This window comes from Stenotrophomonas pictorum JCM 9942 (genome assembly GCF_001431585.1).
Taxonomy (GTDB): Bacteria; Pseudomonadota; Gammaproteobacteria; order Xanthomonadales; family Xanthomonadaceae; genus Stenotrophomonas; species Stenotrophomonas pictorum.
This window is the reverse complement of the sequence record NZ_LLXS01000020.1, coordinates 15,473-30,738: the sequence shown is the minus strand read 5'-3', so window position 1 is coordinate 30,738 and position 15,266 is coordinate 15,473. Positions and strand designations below refer to the sequence as shown.

Annotated in this window: 18 protein-coding genes and 3 tRNA genes; 12 read left to right on the top strand and 9 right to left on the bottom strand. The window is 65.4% G+C overall.

Annotated features, from left to right (window positions below; all coding sequences use genetic code 11):
* Window positions 1–23 precede the first annotated feature (23 nt).
* Window positions 24–818, top strand: coding sequence for an indole-3-glycerol phosphate synthase TrpC (gene trpC, locus ARC78_RS07970; RefSeq protein ID WP_057506054.1), 795 nt, complete (start codon window positions 24–26; stop codon window positions 816–818).
* Window positions 815–1,534, top strand: a complete 720-nt coding sequence (locus ARC78_RS07965) for a haloacid dehalogenase-like hydrolase (RefSeq protein WP_054660654.1) — start codon at window positions 815–817, stop codon at window positions 1,532–1,534. The genes trpC and ARC78_RS07965 overlap by 4 nt, the downstream gene beginning before the upstream one ends.
* Window positions 1,535–1,540: 6 nt before the next feature.
* Here ARC78_RS07965 and ARC78_RS07960 read toward each other — a convergent pair whose 3' ends face one another.
* Both ARC78_RS07960 and crp read right to left on the bottom strand, forming a co-directional pair.
* Window positions 1,541–2,302, bottom strand: coding sequence for a sulfite exporter TauE/SafE family protein (locus ARC78_RS07960; protein WP_057506053.1), 762 nt, complete (start codon window positions 2,300–2,302; stop codon window positions 1,541–1,543).
* A 259-nt stretch (window positions 2,303–2,561) separates the two neighbouring features.
* Window positions 2,562–3,251 (bottom strand): cAMP-activated global transcriptional regulator CRP, encoded by a 690-nt coding sequence (gene crp / locus ARC78_RS07955; RefSeq protein ID WP_054659443.1) that lies wholly within the window; start codon window positions 3,249–3,251, stop codon window positions 2,562–2,564.
* Between the two features lie 152 nt (window positions 3,252–3,403).
* Between crp and speD the strand changes: the two genes are divergently transcribed.
* Window positions 3,404–4,198 carry an adenosylmethionine decarboxylase gene (speD, locus tag ARC78_RS07950; protein WP_057506052.1) on the top strand — a complete coding sequence of 265 codons (795 nt, stop codon included), beginning with the start codon at window positions 3,404–3,406 and terminating at the stop codon, window positions 4,196–4,198.
* A gap of 144 nt (window positions 4,199–4,342) precedes the next feature.
* On the top strand, window positions 4,343–4,657 hold the full coding sequence (locus tag ARC78_RS07945) for a DMT family transporter (protein WP_054659435.1): 315 nt from the start codon (window positions 4,343–4,345) through the stop codon (window positions 4,655–4,657).
* Window positions 4,658–4,819: 162 nt separating this feature from the next.
* Here ARC78_RS07945 and coq7 read toward each other — a convergent pair whose 3' ends face one another.
* Window positions 4,820–5,464: a 2-polyprenyl-3-methyl-6-methoxy-1,4-benzoquinone monooxygenase gene (coq7, locus tag ARC78_RS07940; RefSeq protein ID WP_054659437.1), complete on the bottom strand. Its 645-nt coding sequence runs from the start codon at window positions 5,462–5,464 to the stop codon at window positions 4,820–4,822.
* Between the two features lie 199 nt (window positions 5,465–5,663).
* Between coq7 and rplM the strand changes: the two genes are divergently transcribed.
* Window positions 5,664–6,092: a 50S ribosomal protein L13 gene (gene rplM / locus ARC78_RS07935; protein WP_054659439.1), complete on the top strand. Its 429-nt coding sequence runs from the start codon at window positions 5,664–5,666 to the stop codon at window positions 6,090–6,092.
* A gap of 2 nt (window positions 6,093–6,094) precedes the next feature.
* Entirely contained in the window at window positions 6,095–6,487 is a 393-nt protein-coding gene (rpsI, locus tag ARC78_RS07930) for a 30S ribosomal protein S9 (RefSeq protein ID WP_005411311.1), read from the top strand.
* A gap of 165 nt (window positions 6,488–6,652) precedes the next feature.
* Here the strand turns inward: rpsI and ARC78_RS07925 are convergent.
* From ARC78_RS07925 to ARC78_RS07915, 3 genes are all read right to left on the bottom strand, one after another.
* Window positions 6,653–6,727, bottom strand: a tRNA-Gln gene (locus ARC78_RS07925).
* Window positions 6,728–6,841: 114 nt separating this feature from the next.
* Window positions 6,842–6,916, bottom strand: a tRNA-Gln gene (locus tag ARC78_RS07920).
* A gap of 31 nt (window positions 6,917–6,947) precedes the next feature.
* Window positions 6,948–7,024 (bottom strand) — tRNA-Met (locus ARC78_RS07915).
* A gap of 119 nt (window positions 7,025–7,143) precedes the next feature.
* Between ARC78_RS07915 and ARC78_RS07910 the strand changes: the two genes are divergently transcribed.
* The 3 genes from ARC78_RS07910 (at window position 7,144) to bfr (ending at window position 8,642) form a co-directional block, all read left to right on the top strand.
* Window positions 7,144–7,755, top strand: coding sequence for an RNA pyrophosphohydrolase (locus ARC78_RS07910; RefSeq protein ID WP_057506051.1), 612 nt, complete (start codon window positions 7,144–7,146; stop codon window positions 7,753–7,755).
* An 86-nt stretch (window positions 7,756–7,841) separates the two neighbouring features.
* Window positions 7,842–8,051, top strand: coding sequence for a (2Fe-2S)-binding protein (locus tag ARC78_RS07905; protein ID WP_054659452.1), 210 nt, complete (start codon window positions 7,842–7,844; stop codon window positions 8,049–8,051).
* Window positions 8,052–8,171: 120 nt separating this feature from the next.
* A complete protein-coding gene (bfr, locus tag ARC78_RS07900) occupies window positions 8,172–8,642 on the top strand; it encodes a bacterioferritin (protein WP_054659448.1) in 471 nt (156 codons plus the stop codon).
* Window positions 8,643–8,649: 7 nt separating this feature from the next.
* Here bfr and ARC78_RS07895 read toward each other — a convergent pair whose 3' ends face one another.
* The 3 genes from ARC78_RS07895 to ARC78_RS07885 are packed head-to-tail and all read right to left on the bottom strand — an operon-like array spanning window position 8,650 to window position 13,479.
* Window positions 8,650–10,974 carry an ATP-binding protein gene (locus ARC78_RS07895; protein WP_057506050.1) on the bottom strand — a complete coding sequence of 775 codons (2,325 nt, stop codon included), beginning with the start codon at window positions 10,972–10,974 and terminating at the stop codon, window positions 8,650–8,652.
* A complete protein-coding gene (locus ARC78_RS07890) occupies window positions 10,971–12,800 on the bottom strand; it encodes an EAL domain-containing protein (RefSeq protein ID WP_054659450.1) in 1,830 nt (609 codons plus the stop codon). Before ARC78_RS07890 ends, ARC78_RS07895 begins: the two co-directional genes overlap by 4 nt.
* Window positions 12,801–12,831: 31 nt before the next feature.
* Window positions 12,832–13,479, bottom strand: coding sequence for a DUF4126 domain-containing protein (locus ARC78_RS07885; protein WP_057506049.1), 648 nt, complete (start codon window positions 13,477–13,479; stop codon window positions 12,832–12,834).
* A gap of 168 nt (window positions 13,480–13,647) precedes the next feature.
* On the opposite strand from ARC78_RS07885, the gene ARC78_RS07880 reads away from it, so the two are divergent.
* From ARC78_RS07880 to erpA, 3 genes are read left to right on the top strand one after another with little or no spacing between them, the layout of a single operon-like run.
* Complete coding sequence (locus ARC78_RS07880) at window positions 13,648–14,388, top strand: DUF6776 family protein (protein WP_057506074.1); 741 nt, start codon at window positions 13,648–13,650, stop codon at window positions 14,386–14,388.
* 2 nt (window positions 14,389–14,390) lie between these two features.
* Complete coding sequence (locus tag ARC78_RS07875) at window positions 14,391–14,828, top strand: bactofilin family protein (protein WP_054658944.1); 438 nt, start codon at window positions 14,391–14,393, stop codon at window positions 14,826–14,828.
* A gap of 31 nt (window positions 14,829–14,859) precedes the next feature.
* Window positions 14,860–15,246 carry an iron-sulfur cluster insertion protein ErpA gene (erpA, locus tag ARC78_RS07870; protein WP_054658942.1) on the top strand — a complete coding sequence of 129 codons (387 nt, stop codon included), beginning with the start codon at window positions 14,860–14,862 and terminating at the stop codon, window positions 15,244–15,246.
* The last annotated feature ends 20 nt before the right edge of the window (window positions 15,247–15,266 follow it).

The following is a 15,266-nucleotide window of genomic DNA, read 5'->3' as shown; positions in this document are numbered from 1 at the left end:
CCCGCCTTTCAGGAAACAGATCCATGAGTGACATCCTCAACACCATCCTCGCCCGCAAGATGCAGGAGGTGGCCGAGCGCAGCGCCCGCGTGCCGCTGGCCGAGCTGAGGGCGCGCGTGGCCGAGGCGCCGCCGGTCCGCGGTTTCGCCAATGCGCTCAATGCGGCGATCGCCAATGGCGATCCGGCGGTGATTGCCGAGGTCAAGAAGGCCAGTCCGTCCAAGGGCGTGATCCGCCCGGACTTCCATCCGGCCGATATCGCGGTGAGCTACGAGTTCGGTGGCGCCAGCTGCCTGTCGGTGCTGACCGACGTGGATTTCTTCCAGGGCGCGGACGCCTACCTGCAGCAGGCGCGGGAGGCCTGCACCCTGCCGGTGCTGCGCAAGGACTTCGTCATCGACCCCTACCAGGTCTATGAGGCGCGCGTGCTGGGCGCGGACTGCATCCTGCTGATCGTCTCGGCGCTGGATGACCGCCAATTGGCCGAGCTTTCCGGGTTGGCGATGCAGCTGGGCATGGACGTGCTGGTGGAAGTGCACGACATCGACGAGCTGGAGCGTGCGATCCAGGTGCCGGTGCCGCTGATCGGTATCAACAACCGCAACCTGCGCACCTTCGAGGTGTCGCTGCAGAACACGCTGGACATGAAGGATGCGGTGCCGCGTGACCGCCTGCTGATCACCGAGAGCGGCATTCTCGGCCCGGCCGATGTCCAGCTGATGCGTGAGGCAGGCGTCAACGCCTTCCTCGTCGGCGAAGCCTTCATGCGTGTGGAAGAGCCGGGCGAGGGCCTGCGTCAGCTATTCTTCCCGGCATGACCGATTCATACCCCTTGCCTCCGGACGATGCGCAACTGGTCGTCTTCGACTTCGATCACACCCTCTACGACGGCGATTCCGGCAGTCATCTGTTCGCCTGGCTGATCAGGCGCAATCCGCTGCGACTGCTCGCGGCGGTGCTGGCCACGCCCTTACTGGGGCCGCTGGTGGCGATGCTGCCGACGCGGCGCATCGGCATTTCCGGCTATGTCTGGATTGCCACGTTCGGTCTGCATCAGGCGCGCGAGTTCAACAAGGTCATCGACCGGTACGTGCTCACGCACGAGACGCAGATTCGCCAGAAGCTGCTGCCGCACGCGCTGGAGGTGTTTGCCGCGCATCGCCGCGCCGGCGACCGCGTGGTGGTGGCTACCGGCGCACCGCCGGAGCTGGCCCGCGCCATCCTCACCTTCGTCGCCCACCAGGGTGTGCCGGTGATCGGCAGTGAAGTGGGGCCGCGGCTGGGCGCGATGGGCGCCACCCGGCACTGCCACAACGAGGAAAAGATGCGGATGCTGCGCGAGCGGGGCTACGGCGACATCGCCATCGCCTATTCGGACAGCACCGCCGACCTGCCGCTGCTCAAAGCGGCCAGGGCACCGGTGGTGGTCAATCCCAAGCATTCGCGCGTGGCCTACTTCGGCAAGGTGCTGCCGGCGGGAACGCCAATCCTGAACTGGGGTTGTGCCGGTCGCGGCGGTGATCCGCTGCCCTGAGCCGGCTCAGGCGCCGCGCAGCTTGAGCAGCGCGGTGCCGATCTGGAACAGGCTGATCGACAGCACCAGCAGGCCCACGGCAACCAGCACCCAGCGCTCCCGGACCCGCTTGACCAGCAGCGCAGCCACCGGTGCGGCCATCATGCCGCCCACCAGCAGCCCGGCGACAATGGACAGGTGCTGCAACCCCATCGACAGCAGGAAGGTGGCCGAGATCGACAGGGTGACGAGGAACTCGGCCGCGCTGACCGTACCGATGGTGGTTCGGGCCTGAGCGCCGCGCGCAAGCAGGGTCGAGGTCGCCACCGGCCCCCAGCCGCCGCCACCGCTGGCATCGAGCAGGCCGGCGAAGAAGCCCAGCAGGGGTACCCGCTTTATCTCCCGGCGCGGCGCGAAGCGGCCGGCGGCGCGGGCGAGGATGAACACCGCCAGGGTCAGCAGATACAGATAAATGAACGGACGGATGGCCTCGCCCGGCAGCCGCGTCAGCCCATAGGCGCCCAGCGCGCCGCCGATCGCGCCGGGCACGGCCAGGCGCAGGAACAGGCGTCGGTCGACGTTGCCGGCCACCAGGTGCGAGACGCCCGAGGCGCCGGTGGTGAATACCTCGGCGGTGTGGATGCTGGCACTCACCGCGGCAGGCGGCAGGCCCATGCTGAGCAGCACGGAGGAGGAGATCAGGCCGAAGGCCATACCAAGTGCGCCGTCCACCAGCTGCGCACCGAGCCCGATCAGGATGAACCAGTAGAACTCGCTGCCAAATTCCATATCGCCAGCCTGCGGGCAGAGTCCGGAGCGGTCAAGGAAAGCTCCATCGGCAACGGTTCTCCGGCATCTGCGGTGGCCGGCTGCGGGGAAGTCGGGCGGACAGGGGCGGGTATTTCCGCCGCTGTTCCAGCAGATCATCCGGGCCGCCGGGCAGCGGTGTCGCCCAGACAAAAGCCCCCGGTCGAGAGGGGGCTTTTTTGATGGATGCCGCGATCATCGCGCTGATCGCACAGGCGCTGGCGCGATGGTTGAAGGCGTGTCAGCGGGTTCCGTACAGCACCACGGTCTTGCCGCGGGCGTGAAGGATGCCATCCACCTGCAGCTTCTTCAGCACGCGGCCGGCCATTTCACGCGAACACCCCACCAGCCGGGCGATCTCCTGCCGCGACACGCGCAACTGGGTGCCTTGTGGATGACTCATCGACTCCGGCTCCTTGGCCAGATCGTGCAGGGTGCGGATGATGCGGTCAGTCACGTCCAGGAACGCCAGGCGGCTGGCTTTGCGGCTGGTATGCAGCAGGCGCCGGGAGATCTGCGAGCCGATGGCATACAGCAGTTTCGGGGCGTCGGTGGACAGCGGCCCCAAGAACAGCTGGTGCAGGCGTTCATAGCTGATTTCAGCCAATTCACACGGAGTGCGGGTGCGCAGGATGACCTCGCGCTTGTCCGATTCGATGAACAGGCCCATCTCGCCAACAAACTCGCCGGCGCCGAAATAGCCCAGCACCAGTTCACGGTCGTCGTCTTCCTCGGCAATGATGCTGACCGAGCCGCTGATCACGTAATACAGGGTGCCGGCCGGGTCGCCAGGGCGGAACACATCGGTCCGGGTAGGGTAGCGGCGCCGGTGGCTGTGGGCCAGAAAGCGTTCGATGGTGGCTATATCCAGAGCCAGTGGGCTGGAGGCGAGGCGCGCGTTGGACACGGTGGTGGCGTTCCCTTGGCTCATGATGGCGTTCACATGACGAATGAACATGCTTAACGGACAAGCTTAGCGGCGCTGACCCCACCGGGCAAACCGGGGTAATGTGGGTACGTATCGCAGGGGGGGACTTTGCCCCATAATCGCCACCTTTCCCACCATCTACAGGATCGACCGCCGTGGTCAAGCCGTTGCCTCGCCTGAGGTTGCAAGGATTCAACAACCTCACCAAGGCCTTGAGCTTCAACATTTATGACGTCTGTTATGCGCGTACCGAAGAGGAGCGCCAGCGTTATATCGAGTACATCGACGAGGAATACAACGCCGATCGACTCACGCAGATCCTCACCGATGTCGCTGAGATCATCGGTGCGAACATCTTGAATATTGCGCGCCAGGACTACGACCCGCAGGGGGCGTCGGTCACGATCCTGATCTCCGAAGAACCGGTGATCGACAAGAAGGCCGCCGGCAAGGAGTTGATCTCCGATGCGGTCGTCGCGCACATGGACAAGTCGCACATCACCGTTCACACCTACCCGGAAACCCATCCGCAGGAAGGTATCGCCACGTTCCGCGCCGACATCGATGTGGCCACCTGCGGCGTGATCTCGCCGCTGAAGGCCTTGAACTATCTGATCGAGAGCCTGGAATCGGACATCGTGATCATGGATTACCGTGTTCGCGGTTTCACCCGTGACGTGAAGGGCAAGAAGCACTACATCGACCACAAGATCAACTCGATCCAGAACTTCCTGGCCAAGAACATCAAGTCGCGTTACGAGATGTTCGACGTCAACGTTTATCAGGAAAACATCTTCCACACCAAGATGCACCTGAAGGACTTCGACCTGGACCAGTACCTGTTCGAAGAGAAGGCCAAGAACCTCTCGTTCAAGGAGCGCATGAAGATCGAGGCGCTGCTGCGTCGTGAGATCGAGGAGCTGTTCCACGGCCGCAACCTGGCCGAGTGAGTCTCAACGCGGCGGCGGGCGTGCCCGCTGCCGTGACAACTGGCGGGACGGCCCGCCCTGCAGTGGATGCAGACGATTGCCGACGGCGGCCCGGTGCAGACATCGGGCCGCCGTTTTTTTTTGGATTTGTGGAGGAGTTGTGTGATGCCCTGGATCTATCTGCTGCTGGCCGGCGTATTCGAGATCGGGTTTGCCCTGGGCCTGAAGTACAGCGAAGGCTTCACCCGTCTGTGGCCAAGCGTTCTGACGGTGGTGCTTGCCGCGATCAGCCTGTGGTTGCTGACCCAGGCGCTGCGTACCATCCCGGTGGGTACCGGCTATGCGGTATGGACCGGAATCGGTGCGGTCGGCGTGGCGGTGGCCGGGGTGCTGCTGTTCGGCGACGATGCATCGTGGTCGCGGCTGCTGTGCATCGGCTTGATTGTCAGCGGTGTGGTCGGCTTGAAGCTGGTCTCCTAAGCCGATGCCCCCGTTTGGGCTGCCGGCGCTCCTGGAGGGCCGATGTGCGCCGGAAGGCCGGATGCGTTGGCCGCCGCCCGGTGCAGTGTCGGGTAGTCGGCGTCTCCGGATGCCGTGGCCCGCACATTTTCCGGGGTGGATCCAAGCGCGTGGGCGCTTCACTCAGAGCCGGTAAGCCACGGCCTTCATTGCCTTGGACGCCAGCGCCATCGCCGACGGGATCGGAAACGGCAGTTTGCGTGCGCCGGCATGTTCGGCGTGCTCGGCGTGGCGGGCCTCGTCGAGCTTCATCACCTGCAGGATGGCGCGGCTGCGCTGGTCGGCCGGCGGCAGGGTCTGCAGATGCTCATCCAGATGGGCCTCCACCTGGCGCTCGGTCTCCACCACGAAGCCCAGGTTCCAACCATCGCCGCGCAGGCCGGCGAGGGTGCCGATGGTGTAGCTGCCGGCGTACCACAGCGGGTTGAACAGGCTGGGGCGGCTGCCCAGCTCGTGCAGGCGGTCGGCGCACCAGCTCAGGTGGTCGGTTTCTTCCTGTGCCGCTGCGAGCAGATGGCCGCGCGTGGCGGGGTCGCGGGCAACCGCGGCCTGCCCGAAATACAGGCCCTGCGCGCAGACTTCGCCGACATGGTTGATGCGCATCAGTCCGGCCGCATGCCGGACTTGGTCCGGGTCCAGTGCCGCCTCGGGTGTGTCACCGGCGGGATTGGGCCGGACAGCCATTGGACTCCCGAACACCGTGTCCAGCGCACGCTGTGCTTCGGTCAACAGGTGATCCAGGGGTGTCTGTATACGTGCGGTGGGCATGGGCTGCAGGCGGGTAAGCGGATGCCCGATTCTCGCCGCTGGGTCAGGGTATGCCAAGGCGGAGGCATGTGCCCGGTTGCCAGGTTGCGCAGTCCCGTTGCGGCTGGTAGAATCCCGCCTCTTGCGTTTCACCTTCACAACGCGTGGCAGAGTTCCGGTGGTCCATCGCCGCAATGAGCCCGACCTAACAGAGTTCTTTATGAGCACTTTCACTGCAAAGAACGAGACCGTCCAGCGCGACTGGTACCTCGTTGATGCCGACGGCAAGACCCTTGGTCGTCTGGCTTCCGAACTGGCCCGCCGTCTGCGCGGCAAGCACAAGCCGGTTTACACCCCCCACGTTGATACCGGCGACTACCTGGTCGTCATCAATGCAGAAAAGATTGCCGTCACCGGCAACAAGCTGCAGGACAAGATGTATCACCGTTTCACCGGTTACATCGGCAACCTGAAGAGCGAGAATCTGGCTCAGGCGCTTGAGCGTCATCCGGAGCGCGTGCTCGAGACCGCGGTCAAGGGCATGCTGCCGAAGGGCCCGCTGGGTCGCCAGATGTACCGCAAGCTCAAGGTCTACGCCGGCACTGAGCATCCGCACGCCGCACAGCAGCCGCAGGTTCTGGATATCTAATCATGGCTATCACTCAAAACTACGGCACTGGCCGCCGCAAGTCCTCCACCGCTCGCGTGTTCCTGCGCAAGGGTTCGGGCAACATCACCGTCAATGGTCGTCCGCTGGACGAGTTCTTCGGTCGTGAGACCGCGCGCATGATCGTGCGCCAGCCGCTCGAGCTGACCAAGAACACCGAAAGCTTCGACATCCTGGTCACCGCCGCTGGCGGCGGCACCACCGGTCAGGCCGGTGCGATCCGTCTGGGCATCGCCCGTGCACTGGTCGAATACGACGAAACCCTGAAGTCCGAGCTGCGCAAGGCTGGCTTCATGACCCGTGACGCCCGTGAAGTCGAGCGTAAGAAGGTCGGTCTGCACAAGGCCCGTCGCGCCACCCAGTTCTCCAAGCGCTGATTTCCAGTGCTCTGGATCGGGCGACTCCGGTTGCCCGACTGGTTGCGAAGCAAAAGCCCGGCTCGTCCGGGCTTTTGTTGTTTCTGGCGTCGGTGCAGTGTGGGTGCGCGGGTGGGGTCGGGCATAGAAAAAGGCCAGGTCATTCGATCTGGCCTTTTTGGTATCTGGCAGCCCCGGAAGGATTCGAACCTCCGAATGCCTGAGTCAGAGTCAGGTGCCTTACCGCTTGGCGACGGGGCTAGGTGTGGGCCGGATTATCGCATGCCATGCGTGTGGAAGCCAGATTTCGCATGTTTTGACTGGCATTGATAAATAAAAAAAGGCCAGATCATTCGATCTGGCCTTTTTGGTATCTGGCAGCCCCGGAAGGATTCGAACCTCCGAATGCCTGAGTCAGAGTCAGGTGCCTTACCGCTTGGCGACGGGGCTGTGGTTGCGAGAGTTGCCTCTCTGTTCCCTGTGGTGGCTATGGGTGGACTCGAACCACCGACCCCAGCATTATGAGTGCTGTGCTCTAACCGGCTGAGCTACATAGCCTCAGGGAGCCCGCAATTATTCTTGGACGGCCGGACTATGTCAACAGGTTTTTTCCGTGCTTGTGGCCTGAGGGCGGCCATGGCAGAGTCGCTGCAGTAGATTTTTCAGGAGTCCGCATCGTGATCGATCCGGACGGCTATCGACCGAACGTCGGCATTGTGCTGATGCGTGAGGATGGGCAGGTGTTCTGGGCACGCCGCGTGCGCCGGGATGGCTGGCAGTTCCCGCAAGGTGGAATGAACACCGACGAGACGCCGGTCGAGGCCATGTATCGCGAGTTACAGGAAGAAACCGGTCTGTTGCCTGAGCACGTCGAAGTGCTGGGGGCCACGCCTGGCTGGTTGCGCTACCGGCTGCCCGCCAGGGCCATCCGCCATAACGAGCGCCAGGTCTGCGTCGGCCAGAAGCAGGTCTGGTTCCTGCTGCGTCTGACCGGCGATGAAGCGCATGTGCGCCTGGACCTGACCGAGACCCCGGAATTCGACCATTGGCGCTGGGTGGACTTCTGGTACCCAGTCGAGCATGTGGTGATGTTCAAGCGGGGTGTCTATGCGCGTGCGCTGCGGCATCTGGCGCCGCTGGCGCAGGGGGTGGCGGGGGGCGGTATTCAGGCGATGCCGCGATCCGCACAGGAGGCGTGGTTGCCGGGCAGCAGTGCCGGGCATGAGCGGCCACGCAAGCGAACGCGCCGGACCGGGCCCTGGCCGCGGCGACGGCTCCAGGAGGATTAGGGGCGGTTCACCCCGGAATTGACAACTATTCGCGTTTGCGTTTGAATCTCGATCAGCCGCTTCCGGCTGCTCAAGGCCCACGCATCATGTACGTCTGCATCTGCACCGGAGTTACCGATCACCAGATCCGCGAAGCCGCACTGGCGGGTTGCGAAACGGTGGCAGAGCTGACGATGCGTACCGGGTGCGGGTCCAATTGCGGCTCTTGTCTGGAGATGGCGGCCGGCCTGCTGGAGCAGGCCCGCAACACCCGGGCCCTGCCGCTCCCCGTCCTGGGGATGGCCCGCGCCGCGTAAGTCCCAGCGGGGCTTCCCCCAAGGTGAGCCCGTGTTGGGGCTAATGATCACGATTCGCGTTCCTTCATGCGGCATCCGCAAGCGTTACAGTGCCCGCGTTCAACTGCGGGAGCGAGTGCAATGAAGGGCGACGCCAAGGTCATCGAATTCCTCAACAAGGTCCTCTACAACGAGTTGACCGCCATCAACCAGTACTTCCTGCACGCCAAGATGCTGAAGAACTGGGGGCTGAAGGAACTGGCCGAACACGAATACAAGGAATCGATCGACGAGATGAAGCACGCCGACGTGCTGTCTGATCGCATCCTGTTCCTTGAAGGACTGCCGAACTTCCAGGCGCTGGGCAAGCTGCGCATCGGCGAAAATCCCACCGAGATCCTCAAGTGCGATCTGGCGCTGGAGATCGAAGCGGTGACGGTATTGCGCGATGCGGTGGCCTACGCCGAGTCCATCGGTGACTACGTCAGCCGCGAGTTGTTTGTGAAGATCCTCGATTCCGAGGAAGAGCACATCGACTGGCTGGAAACCCAGCTGGATCTGATCGCGCGCATCGGCGAGCCGAATTATCTGCTGACCAAGCTGGACGACTGATCCGGCTTCAGTGGTCGACGGTGCTGTTGGTTTCGCGGATTCCGGCCTGGTAGCCGGTCAGTGCCAGGCGCGCGCGCGCGAACTCGGCGATGATCAGCGCGACCATCACCGCCGGCCTTTCCAGGGTGCCGGCGCGGGCATCCAGTTCCACCCGGCGCGCCGCGGCTGACAGCGCCAGCGCGCCGACATTGGCGCTGGAGGATTTCAGGCTGTGGGCCAGCTCGCGCAACTGGTCCAGATCGGCGTTGGCCGCCGCGTCCTGCAGTCGACGGACCAGCGGTGCGGTGTCATCGAGAAACACCTCGATGATGGTGGCGGTTTCTCCGCCGGCGATTTCCCGCAGCTCATCGAGCACTTCGCGCTCGAGCACCGGCAGCGAAGTGGCCGGCGGCATGCTGGATGGCGTTTCCACCGGAGGGGGGGCCATCGCAGGGTGCATGTCCGGCACCGCGGAAGCAGTGGCTGCGCAGGCCGGTTTGCACCAGCGGCGCAGGCAGGCGGCGAGCTCGTCACGGGCGATGGGCTTGGACAGGTAGTCGTCCATCCCGGCATCCAGACAGCGCTGGCGATCGCCCGCCATGGCGTTGGCGGTCATCGCGATGATTGGCAGTCGGTGCAGGCCCGCAGCGGTCTCGTGCTCGCGCCAGCGGCGCGTGGCGCTGTAGCCATCGAGCACCGGCATCTGGCAGTCCATCAGCACCGCGTCGTAGCGTTGTGCGCGCATCTTCTGCAGGGCGATCTCGCCGTGGACTGCGGTGTCGGCCGCGCAGCCGAGGACGGCCATCAGCTTCTGCGCGACCAGCAGGTTCACCGGGTTATCTTCGACCAGCAGCACGCGTGCTCCGGCCAGTGCGGTGGGGGTGTCCGGCTCGGCCTGGGCGGCTGCCGATTGCGGGGCGGGCGTCGCCGGTGTTGGCGCCTGAATCACCGGCGCCAGCATTGCGCGCAGATCCGCATCCGGGCTTTGCCGTGACAGCAGGTTGCCATGGGCGCGCAGTTCTTCGGCGACCGGCATATCTCCGTAGAGCCAGATCAGGCGCAGGTCGCCGTGCTCGTTGCGGGCGATGGCGCGCTGCAGTGCCAGGGCGCTCTGGCGCAGGGGTTCCAGATCGCCGATGACGGTGTGATAGGCGTTGGATGCGGTGCCATTGCGCAGGCGCTCGAGCGCCTCCTGCACCGTATCCACTGCGTGGACCGCAAAGCCCCAGTGCGGGAGTGCCAGCTCCAGCCGCTGGCGCAGACGCGGTTCGGGTGTGACCAGCAGTACCCGAGTCTTGTTCTCTACCGGAGCCGTCTGGCGCAGATCGCCGATCACCTTCAGCAGGGGAATCTCGAACCAGAACGTGGCGCCGCTGCCCGGGGTGGAAACCACGCCGATGCTGCCGTGCATCAGGTCGATGATGCGTTTGCAGATGGCCAGTCCCAGCCCGGTGCCGCCATACAGCCGCGTGGTGGAGGCATCGGCCTGGGTGAAGGCGTTGAACAGGCGCTCCTGCTGGGCCGCATCGATCCCGATGCCGGTGTCGTGCACTTCAAAGCGCAGCTGGTGCTGGGCATTGGTTTCGCCCAGTCGTTTGACCTGGATCTGGATGCTGCCGCGCTCGGTGAACTTGATCGCGTTGACCAGCAGGTTGCTCAGCACCTGGCGCAACCGTACCGGATCGCCGCGCACCGAAAGCCGTACCGCCGGATCCAGTGCCAACGTGATGCGCAGGCCCTTGTGCTCGGCCGAACGCTGCATCAGTTGCAGCATCGAATCGAGCAGTTCGCGCAGGTTGAAGGTGGTGATCTCCAGCTCCAGCCGGTTGGCTTCAAGCTTGGAGTAATCGAGGATGTCATCGACGATGCGGAACAGCTGGCGCGAACTTTCGCTGGCGGTGTTGAGCATCTCCCGCTGTTCCGGCTCCAGGTGTCCCTGCGCAACCAGTTCAAGCATCGGGATGATGCCGTTGAGAGGGGTGCGGATCTCATGGCTCATCGTGGCCAGGAACTCGCTCTTGGCCAGGGTCGAAGCCTCGGCCTCCTGCTTGGCCTGCAGCAGCTGCTGTTCGAGCCGGGTGTGTCGCTGCTCTTCCTGCCGCAGTCGCAGCAGTTCGCGCTCGCTCTGTAACGCGCGGCTTCGCTGCAGTGCCAGGGTGTCTGCCAGGTGGCGGCTGGCGAAAACGGCGAACAGGGCGGAGGCGCCAGCGCCGAGCATGGCGCCGGTTGCGGCCAGGGCTGCGAAGCGGGGCGGCAGCAGCCAGACACATGCTGCCGCGGCGATCGCCAGCATCGCCGCGGCGATCGCCCATCCGGTGGCTGACGGTGTGTGCTCGGCCGAGCGCCCGCTCATAGCACCGCGTTCTGGAAATCGAAGTTAAGCTCCGTGCCCACCGACTGCACCACGTTGCCCTGGATGAAGTCGACCCCGCTCATCCACATCGCTGCGGCGGCCTGTGGGTCCTCGATCTGCTGGCCGATGACCTGCAGCCCGGCGTGATGGGCGCTGGTGATGGCCAGCCGCAGCTCATCGCGCAGTTTCTGGCTGCCGGCACTGCCGGCGAAGCGACCGGCCATGCGGACGTAGCTCAGCGGCAACTGGCTGAGCAGTGCATTGGCCTCGTCGCCGGGCTCGAACTGGCTCAGGCAGAACTGCACACCTGCCGGCATCAGCCGGGTACAGAACTGCTGCAGGGTGACCGCATGCACCAGTGCGTCGCCCAGGCGGACATCCACCACCAGCGAGCTGCCGGGCACCTGGCGCTCCTGCAGTGCATTCAACAGCCAGTTGGCGAAGCTCTCGCGCGCCAGTGTGCGCAGCGACTGCGAGACAAACAGCCGCATCGGTGGCGTGGCATGCTGGTACAGGTGCAGCATGCCCAGTGCGTGGTCGAGCATCTGCTGGTCGAGGTCGGCGATGCGGCCGGCGGCTTCGGCGGCGGGAATGACCTGCCCGGCGGACAGCAGGGTGCCGTTGCTCTGGCGCAGGCGCAGCAGCACCTGGTACTGGGCGGTGTCGCCACCGGCGACAGCGACGATGGGCTGGTAGGCCAGTTCGATCTGGCCGTCCAGCAGGGCCAGGTGTTCATGCGTGGCGTCTTCGCTGCCCTGGTAAGCCACCAGACCGTCGGGGTGCAGGCGTGCCAGCAGCGCGGTGCGCTCCACCGCCTCCAGCGCGCTGCCGGCATCGGCGAAGCCGTGTGACAGGCCGGCATAGCCGATGGCGCAGCGCAGGTGGACCGATTCGTCCTCGCGCGCGATCAATGGATGGGCCGACAGCGCTTGGCGCACCGCGCCTGCCAGCGGTGCCAGTGCTTCTTCGTCGATACCGCGGGTAAGCAGCAGGAAGCTGTTGTCGTTCAGACGGGCCAACAGATGCGGCCGCGCCGCCTCGGCCAGGCGTCGTCCGGCCTGCACCATCAGCCGTTCGAAGGCGGCATAGCCATAGCGTTCGCGCAGCCCCAGGGCGCTGGCCACTTCGATGAACATCACGCCACCGGGCTGCCGTTCGGCCAGGGCGGTGTCCAGCTGCAGCATCAGGTTGTGGCGGGTGGGCAGGCCGGTCTCGGGATTGTTCATCACCGGCGCGGTGTCGCTGCGTCCTTGTGCCTGCTGGCGTGAGCGGCGGATACGGTTGGAAACCGCTGCCACCAGATGGCGCGGCCGGATCGGTTTGGTCAGGAAGTCGTCGGCGCCGCTGTCGAGCACCTCGAACTGGCGCTCGGGATCCATATCGCCGGTCAGGAACACGATCGGCAGCAGCTGCTGGTCCGGCCGCTGGCGGATCAGCGCGGTCAGGCGCATGCCGTCCAGGCCGGGCATGTGCAGGTCCATCAGGATCAGGTCCGGGCGGTGCTCGGTGATGGCCTGCTGCACGCCCTCCACTTCCATCTGCACGATGGCCTGCATGCCGGCGCCGTGCAGCACACTTTGTGCGAACAGCGCCTGGGAGCGGTCGTCCTCGACGATCAGCACGCGATACGGTGCTTCGCCGGCGGCCTGATGATTGCTGTTCTCGTTGCGGGCCGCCGAAGGCACCGGGGCGGGTGCCTGCGTCTGTTCGGGCTGGGTGATGCTGGCAGGCACGTTCTCCACACTCCAGCGCTGCCAGTAATTGGCCGGTGGGGTTTCCGCGCGGATCGGTCGTGCGGAGGAAATCACAGTGTCGTTGGTGGCCATCGGTACTCCCGGTCGACCGTGGATTATGCGGTCAAGCCGACGGTGGCAGCGAATGATCGCCCGGTGCCGGCGCTTGTGCGGGCCGCGCAGCGGGCGGGGGGGCGGCGAACAGCCGGCGCAATCCGCGCCAGAGCATGCGCCAGATCAGCCATACCGTCAGCGCACCGATCAGGCTGGCGCCGATCACGAACACCAGCGCCAGCCACGGGTTGGCCAGCGCCAGCGCCAGCCCGCCGATGACCACGCCATCCTCGGCGGTGGATGCGACCCAGTTGCTGGCCGGCTCCGGCGAGGTGTTGAGCAAGGCGCGGGTACCGGCCTTCAGGCCGTGGCTGGCCAGCGCGACCCCGGCGCCAGCGGCGAGCACGCCGGTGCTGAGCTCCCCGTCGCCTGACAGGGTCGCCGCGGCGAGGAAGGCGCCGGCCGGCACCCGGGCAAGGGTCTGCAGCAGGTCCCAGATCGAGTCCACACCGGGAATCTTGTCGGCGAAAAATTCGGTGACGGCCAGTGCGCCGGAGGTGCCCAGCACCCACCAGGACTGCGTGGCCTGCAGCGCCGGCGGCAGCTCGACCCAGCCCAGCAGCCCGGCCAGGCCCACGCCGAACACGGTCAGATACACCCGGATGCCGGCCAGCCAGGCCAGCAGGATGCCGATGACAAAGATATGGGCGTCGGTCACGGTCGTCGGTCCATGAGGAAACTGTGAGCAGGGTCCAACTATCGGGCATGGCCGCGGTGAATGCCAGATCCGGCCTGCCGGCGCCCTGGCCGGGGGTCGTTTACACTGCCGTGTCGTTTCGAACGGAGCAGAAGCGCCCGTCTTCACTCACGGGTGCCGGCCACTGCCATGAACAACCGATCGCCTTCCCGTTTCCAGATCACCCCGCGCGGCGCCGGTGGCACCCGCCCGGGCTGGCTGCCCCTTGCGCTGCTGGCCACCGCCTGGCTGTTGTCGCTGCTGCTGGTGGGCTGGCTGGCCGCCCGTTATGCCTCGCCCGATGCGGGTGGTCTGCGCGAGCGCCTGCGCCAGAGCGAGCAGCAGCTGGAGCAGCAGCGCGGGCAGATCGAAGAATTGCGGCAGAGGCAGGCCACGCTCGAGGCATCGGACAAGATCAGCCGCGCGGCCAATACCGAAGTGCAGGCCTCGCTGGCCGAGCGCGACGAGGAAATCGCCGGCCTGCGCGCCGATGTCGCCTTCTATGAGCGGCTGGTGGGGGCCACCAGCCAGCGCAAGGGCCTGAACGCCCATTCGATCGAATTTTCCGCCGAGGCGGCCGGGACCTGGCATTACAGCGTGGTGCTGACCCAGAACCTGAACCGCGGCGCCATCAGCCAGGGCCAGATGCGCTTCTCGGTAGAGGGCGTGAAAGACGGCAAACTGACCACGGTCAGCTGGGATGAGCTGCACCAGCGCAAGGATGTGCCCGGGCAGAACTATTCGTTCCGCTATTTCCAGCAGCTGGACGGGAGCGTGATGCTGCCCCGGGATTTCACCCCGCAACGTGTGCGAGTCTCGCTGTCGGGGCCCGGGGGAGGCGCCACACAGACATTCGATTGGAAGCTCGCCGGCAACGGCAGAGGGGAGTAATGATGTTCAAAAGCAAATCCAACCGCGACAGCCAGCTGGTCGTGGACGCCCTGATCGGGCCGCAGGTGGTGATCCGCGGCGATGTGGTGTTCAGCGGCGGGCTGTACGTGGAAGGCCGCATTCTGGGCAAGGTCGTCGCCGAAGACGGTGCCGAGGCGATGCTGACGCTGGCCGAACAGGGTCATATCGAAGGCGAGATCCGCGCCGCGGTGGTGGTGCTCAGCGGCCGCCTGGATGGCGACGTGTACGCCAGCGAGCGGATCGAGCTGACCCCGAGCGCGCGGGTGACCGGCAACGTCCATTACCAGGTGGTGGAGATGAATGCCGGTGCCCAGTTGAACGGTCGACTGGTCCATTCCGCCAGCGCGGTCGCCGCGCTGCCGTCGCCGGAGGCCAAGCGGGGCGGAAAGATCCGCCAAGCTGAAGCGGCCGAAGCTTGAATCCTCCCGGCCGCGTCCCCATGCTGACCCCATGAGTACGTTAGTGTCCCTGCCCGGCGCCAAGCCGGCACCTGATTACCAGTCGCTTGATCGTCCGCTCAATTTCACCGGTGCGGCCGCGGCCAAGGTGCGTGAACTGATCCAGGACGAGGGCAGTGACGCGCTGGCGTTGCGCGTCTACATCCAGGGGGGCGGCTGTTCCGGCTTCCAGTACGGCTTCGAGTTCGACGAGAACCGCGAGGCCGACGATCTGGCGGTGGTCACCGACGGCGTGACCCTGCTGGTCGATCCGCTGAGCTTGCAGTACCTGATGGGGGCCGAGGTGGATTACACCGAAAGCCTGACCGGCGCACAGTTCGTGATCCGCAACCCGAATGCCCGCACCACCTGCGGCTGCGGCAGCAGTTTCTCGGTCTGAGTCACCGGCCGCACACGGCG

Coding starts and splice junctions, on each gene's coding strand:
- ARC78_RS07895 (WP_057506050.1), bottom strand. CDS start 10,974: ATGAGCGGGCGCTCGGCCGAGCACACACCGTCAGCCACCGGATGGGCG.
- bfr (WP_054659448.1), top strand. CDS start 8,172: ATGAAGGGCGACGCCAAGGTCATCGAATTCCTCAACAAGGTCCTCTAC.
- ARC78_RS07875 (WP_054658944.1), top strand. CDS start 14,391: ATGTTCAAAAGCAAATCCAACCGCGACAGCCAGCTGGTCGTGGACGCC.
- erpA (WP_054658942.1), top strand. CDS start 14,860: ATGAGTACGTTAGTGTCCCTGCCCGGCGCCAAGCCGGCACCTGATTAC.
- ARC78_RS07905 (WP_054659452.1), top strand. CDS start 7,842: ATGTACGTCTGCATCTGCACCGGAGTTACCGATCACCAGATCCGCGAA.
- trpC (WP_057506054.1), top strand. CDS start 24: ATGAGTGACATCCTCAACACCATCCTCGCCCGCAAGATGCAGGAGGTG.
- ARC78_RS07890 (WP_054659450.1), bottom strand. CDS start 12,800: ATGGCCACCAACGACACTGTGATTTCCTCCGCACGACCGATCCGCGCG.
- coq7 (WP_054659437.1), bottom strand. CDS start 5,464: ATGCCCACCGCACGTATACAGACACCCCTGGATCACCTGTTGACCGAA.
- crp (WP_054659443.1), bottom strand. CDS start 3,251: ATGAGCCAAGGGAACGCCACCACCGTGTCCAACGCGCGCCTCGCCTCC.
- ARC78_RS07945 (WP_054659435.1), top strand. CDS start 4,343: ATGCCCTGGATCTATCTGCTGCTGGCCGGCGTATTCGAGATCGGGTTT.
- ARC78_RS07960 (WP_057506053.1), bottom strand. CDS start 2,302: ATGGAATTTGGCAGCGAGTTCTACTGGTTCATCCTGATCGGGCTCGGT.
- ARC78_RS07880 (WP_057506074.1), top strand. CDS start 13,648: ATGAACAACCGATCGCCTTCCCGTTTCCAGATCACCCCGCGCGGCGCC.
- rplM (WP_054659439.1), top strand. CDS start 5,664: ATGAGCACTTTCACTGCAAAGAACGAGACCGTCCAGCGCGACTGGTAC.
- rpsI (WP_005411311.1), top strand. CDS start 6,095: ATGGCTATCACTCAAAACTACGGCACTGGCCGCCGCAAGTCCTCCACC.
- ARC78_RS07965 (WP_054660654.1), top strand. CDS start 815: ATGACCGATTCATACCCCTTGCCTCCGGACGATGCGCAACTGGTCGTC.